The sequence below is a fragment of the Streptomyces sp. NPDC049970 genome, assembly GCF_040660235.1.
In the GTDB taxonomy this organism is placed as follows: domain Bacteria; phylum Actinomycetota; class Actinomycetes; order Streptomycetales; family Streptomycetaceae; genus Streptomyces.
The window spans coordinates 1-5,446 of the sequence record NZ_JBFALP010000038.1 but is presented as its reverse complement, the minus strand read 5'-3'; the positions used below and the strand labels follow the sequence as shown (position 1 = coordinate 5,446).

Sequence of the window (5,446 nt, the reverse complement as noted above, 5' to 3'; positions counted from 1 at the left end):
CATAGAACGCCGTCACAAACGCCACCGGAACCGAAGCAGCCTCCACAAACGACCACCCCTCCGGAACCCCCACCACCACCCGCTCATCCACCACGGTGAACGAGCCGAACCACTCGCCCCCCAGTCCCATGACGCGGTCGCCGACGGCGACGCCGGTCACTGCGGAGCCGATCTCGGTGACCACGCCGGCGCCCTCGCTGCCCAACCGCGCGTTCTCCGCATCCGGATACACGCCCAGGGCGATCAGTACGTCACGGAAGTTGACGCCCGCGGCCCGGATCTCGACACGCACGTCGCGGTCGCCGAGCTGTCGGGTCGCCGACGTCGACGGAGCCGGGCCGATTCCGTCGAGGGCGGCACCCGGTGTGGTCCGCAACTGCCAGGCACCATCGGGGAGCTCCAACTCTGCCGGGACCGAACAGAGTTGCGGAACGAGGATCTCGCCCCGCCGGAGGGCCAGTTGTGGTTCACCGGTGGCGAGGGCGGAAGGCAGGGCGGCGAGCGAGGCGGGATCTTGGTCCAGATCGGCCAGGACGAACCGACCGGGATGTTCGGACTGCGCGGACCGCACCAGGCCCCAGACGGGCGTAGCCGCAAGGTCCGGCACGCCCTCTCCCGCCCGGGCGGGCACGGCTCCCCGGGTGACCAGCACCAGCTTGGCCCCGGTCGCCGCGAACGACTCGTCGGCCAGCCATGCCTGCACGAGCGCCAGCGCACGGCCGGCGGCGGCCAGAGCCTCCTGTGCGGTGTCCCCTTCCCGGGTCTCCACGTCGGACGGACACCCCGGGTCCAGGGCAACGCCTGTCAGGACGTACGCCGGTGCCGGGCACCGGCCGTGCGTGACCTGGTCGGCGAGAGCGGTCAGGTCGTCGTGGTGCGAGACGGCCCCGTCGAGCTCGCGACCGAGGGTGCCCGGGCCGAGGACCGCGAGCACCGGGGCAACGGTGGCGGGCTCCGCGTCGGCGGCCGGTGCGGGGGCGGGGGTCCAGTCCACACGGTGCAGGCTGCCCTTGGCCAAGCCGTTCCCGGCGTCCGGCACCGGGCGCGTCACGAGCCTCTCGGCCGAGAACACCGGCCGGCCGGAGTCGTCCGCCGCGAGCACCGCCATGCCGCCGCCGGTCACCGGTGTAAGCCTCACGCGCAGGCTCGACGCCCCGGTGGCGTACAGGGACACGCCGGTCCAGAGGAACGGCAGTCCGGCGGAGGTGAGGGCGTCGGCGGCGGCCGGCCAGGCGTGCAGGGCGGCATCCAGGAGCGCCGGGTGCAGGCCGAAGCCACCGGCGGTCTGCCGGACCTCATCGGGAAGGACCGCCTCGGCGTAGATCTCGCCACCACGGGTCCAGACGGATCCCAGGCCCCGGAATCCCGGCCCGTAAGCCAGGCCGACGGCGGCGAGCCGCTCGTACAGCTGACCCGTGTCGACCGGTCGGGCTCCGTCGGCGGGCGGCCAGGTTTCGAGGCCGGCGGGTTCGCGTGAGCCCGCCTCGGTCGTGAGGGTGGCACGGGCATGGCGTGCCCAGACGCCCTCGGAGCCGCAGACGTACACCCCGACGGCCCGTCGGCCGCCGGTGTCCGCGGGAGCACCCACCGTGATCTGGACGCGCAGGTGGCCGCCGTCAGCGGGCAGGACGACCGGGGTTTCGATGCTGAGCTCGGCGAGCCGGTCGCAGCCGACGGCGTCGCCCGCGCGGAGCACGGTCTCGACCAGTGCCGTGCCCGGAACGACCACCCGGTCCGCGACCTTGTGGTCGGCGAGCCAGGGGTGGGTACGCAGCGACCAGCGGGCGGTGAACAGATGACCGTCGCTGTCGGGCAGGGACACGCCGGCGTCGAGCAGCGGATGGACGACGGGTTCCATGCCGGTGGCAGCGACGTCGACGGCCGCGGCCGTGGTGGAGTCGAGCCAGTGGCGGCGCCGCTGGAAGGCGTACGTCGGCAGGTCGACGAGGTGCGCGCCGGTCGTGTCGAAGACACGGCCCCAGTCCACGGACGTTCCGGCGACGTGGGCCTCGGCGAGGGACCTGAGGAGCCGGGGCTCACCGGCGTCGCCGCGGCGCAGAGTCCCTACGGCCGACACGGCGCTGCCGTGGTCCTCGGCTGTGGACTCCACGCCGGGGAGGAGGACCGGGTGCGGGCTGATCTCGACGAAGTGCCGGAAGCCCTCGCCGAGCAGCACGCGCACGGTCTCCTCGAAGCGCACCGGGGAGCGGAGGTTGCGGTACCAGTAGGCGGCGTCCAGCGTGGTCGTGTCGGCCTTCTCGGCGGTCACCGTGGAGTAGAAGGGAATGTCGGAGGGGCGCGGGGACACCCCTGCCGCCGCCTTCTCGACGTCGGCGCGGATCTCTTCCACATGTGACGAGTGGGAGGCGTAGTCGACGGGGACGCGGCGGGCTCGCACACCGTCGGCCTCGTAGGCGGCGAGCAGTTCGTCCAGCGCGGCGGCGTCGCCGGAGACCACGAGGTGCGAGGGCCCGTTGACAACGGCGACGGACAGAGCGCCCCGGTGGGCGCTGACGGCACGGCGGACCTCGTCCTCAGGTGCCCCGACGGAGGCCATCCCGCCGCGGCCGGCGAGGGCCGTCAGCGCCCGGCTGCGCAGGGCCACCACCCGTGCACCGTCCTCCAGGGTCAGCGCCCCCGCCACCACCGCGGCGGCGATCTCACCCTGCGAGTGGCCCACGATCGCGGCCGGCCGGACGCCGTAGGACTCCCACACCGAGGCCAGTGAGACCATCACCGCCCACAGGGCGGGCTGGACGACCTCCACACGCTCCAGTTCCGCCTCGTCCCGCAGCGCTTCCAGCAGCGGGACGCCGAGGTGGGGCGCGAGCGCGGCGGCGCACTCGGCCATGCGCCGGGCGAACACCGGTGAGGTTTCGAGCAGGTCGACGGCCATGCCGGTCCACTGCGAACCCTGCCCCGGGAAGACGAATACGGGGCCTGCGCCCTCGCGGGCCGTGCCGGAGACGAGTGCCACGGGGTCCTGGCCCGACCCGTACTCCCGCAACAGGTCGGCACCCTGGGCGTGTTCCGGAGTGAGGAGTACGGCCCGGTGATCGAAGACTGTGCGGGCGGTGGCCAGCGTGAGGCCGACGTCGGCGGGCCGCAGGTCGGGGTGCCGGTCCGCGTGGGCAGCCAGTCGTGCGGCCTGGTCACGCAGCGCGGCGGCAGACTTGGCCGACAGGACCCAGGGCACCTGTGGAAGGGGCCGGACGGTGGCCCCGTCGGCCGGTACTCCTATGGGCCGGGGCCGATCGGTGGGTGCGTCCGCGCCCGGTTCCTCAGCCGCCGGCAGGGCCTCCGCCGGCTCCTCGTCGGCCGGTGTACCTTCCGCAGGTGCCTCTTCGAGGATGACGTGGGCGTTGGTGCCGCTGACACCGAAGGACGAGACACCGGCGCGGCGCGGCGCTCCGGCGCTCGGCCAGGGAACGGACCGTGTGAGGAGGCGCAGGGTGCCGGCGGACCAGTCGACGTGCGGTGACGGCTCCTCCGCGTGCAGGGTCCGCGGAAGCTCCTGGTTCCGCAGGGCCAGAACGATCTTCATGATGCCGGCGGCCCCGGCGGCGGCCTGGGTGTGGCCGATGTTCGACTTCACCGACCCCAGCCACAACGGCCGCTCCGGGTCGCGCCCCTGCCCGTACGTGGCCAGGAGCGCCCCGGCCTCGATCGGATCACCCAGCCTCGTGCCCGTACCGTGCGCCTCCACCACGTCCACGTCGGGCCCGTCCAGGCCGGCGTCCGTCAACGCAGCCCGGATGACCTGCTGTTGTGCGGGGCCGTTCGGCGCGGAGAGTCCGCTGCTGGCGCCGTCCTGGTTGACCGCCGTGCCACGGACGACGGCGAGGACGTGGTGTCCGTTGCGGCGGGCGTCGGAGAGCCGTTCGAGGCAGAGTATGCCGGCGCCCTCCGCCGGGCCGAAGCCGTCGGCGTCGGCGGAGAAGGGCTTGCAGCGGCCGTCGGGCGCCAGGCCCCGCTGACGGCTGAAGCCCATGAAGGTGCCGAGGGTGGGCATGACGGTGACGCCGCCGGTGAGAGCGAGGTCGCACTCGCCCTGCCGCAGCGAACGCACCGCCAGGTGCAGCGCGACGAGGGAGGAGGAGCAGGCCGTGTCGACGGTGAGAGCCGGGCCCTCCAGCCCGAGGGTGTAGGCCACGCGGCCGGAGACGACGCTGGTGGTGGTGCCGGTCATCAGGTGGCCTTCGAGGCCGTCGGCGGCGTCCAGGCGCGGCCCGTAGTCGAGCGCGACGGCGCCGAGGAACACGCCGGCGGCTCGGCCTTTCAGGGAGGCCGGGTCGATGCCGGCCCGTTCGACGGCTTCCCAGGACGCTTCGAGGAGCAGGCGCTGCTGGGGGTCCATCGCGTCGGCCTCGCGCGGGGAGATCCCGAAGAAGCCGGCATCGAAGTCGCCTGCGTCGTGCAGGAAGCCGCCCTCGCGGGCGTAGGTGCGTCCGGGTGCGTCCGGATCGGCGTCGTAGTGGGCCTCGGTGTCCCAGCCCCGGTTGCCGGGGAACGGGGTGATGGCGTCGGCGCCGTCCCGGACGAGGTCCCACAGCTCCTCGGGGGTGGTGACGCCGCCGGGGAAGCGGCAGGCCATGCCCACGACGGCGATCGGTTCGTGGGCCGCTGCCTCGATCTCTCGCAGCCGTCCCCGGGTGTGGTGCAGGTCGGCGGTAACCCGGCGCAGGTAGCCGAGGAGCTTGTCATCTTCCGGCATCAGGGCCTCACATGGTCTTGCCGCGGTGTCAGAGGGTCCTACGGGCAGGCAAATGGCGTCGGGGCCGGGAGGCGGTGGCGATCAGTCCGAGCCGAATTCCCGGTCGATGAAGTCGAAGAGCTCGGCGGCGTCCGCCGACTCCAGGCTCCCGGACACACCGGCGGCGCCGGTTGCGGGGATGGCCGCCGGAGCAGGGGCGCCGTCCGGGCCGACGTCCTTGGGCGCGTAGCCGGTCTCGTCCGGCGCCAGTGCTCCCGCGAGATACCGGGCGAGGCGAGTGGCATCGGGATGGTCGAAGACCAGGGTTGCCGGCAGCGGCAGACCGGTCTCGGCCTTCAGCCGGTTGCGCAGTTCGACCGCGGTGAGCGAGTCGATGCCCAGGTCCAGGAATCCCCGTTCGGCAGGGATCCCGGTGGCCGAGTCGTACCCCAGCACGGTCGCCGTGTGCTCCCGCACGGTGCGCAGCACCACTCGGTGCCGTTCCGTGTCGCCCAGCCCCTCCAGTCTCGCGGGCAGCGGGGGGCCGTCCGGCTGCGGATCGACCCGGACGGTGGCGACGTCGCGGCGCCTGTGGGGTGCGGAGCTGCGGGCGTGGTCGCGCAGCATCGGCTCGGCCGAGCTGCCGGGCCCGCCCTCGGCCAGGGATCGGGGGTCGAAGCGCGCCGCCACGACCAGGGGGTCCGCCGACCGCTCCGCGATATCGAGGAGACGTAGCCCGTCCTCGGTCGACAT

2 protein-coding genes are annotated in these 5,446 nt (G+C 73.6%); both read right to left on the bottom strand.

Going from position 1 to position 5,446, the window contains the following annotated elements:
• A partial coding sequence (locus AB0I83_RS31180; protein WP_363307027.1) for a beta-ketoacyl synthase N-terminal-like domain-containing protein occupies window positions 1-4,714 on the bottom strand: 4,714 nt, incomplete at its 3' end.
• Window positions 4,715-4,795: 81 nt separating this feature from the next.
• On the bottom strand, window positions 4,796-5,446 hold a 651-nt coding region (locus AB0I83_RS31175), incomplete at its 5' end, for a beta-ketoacyl reductase (protein ID WP_363307026.1).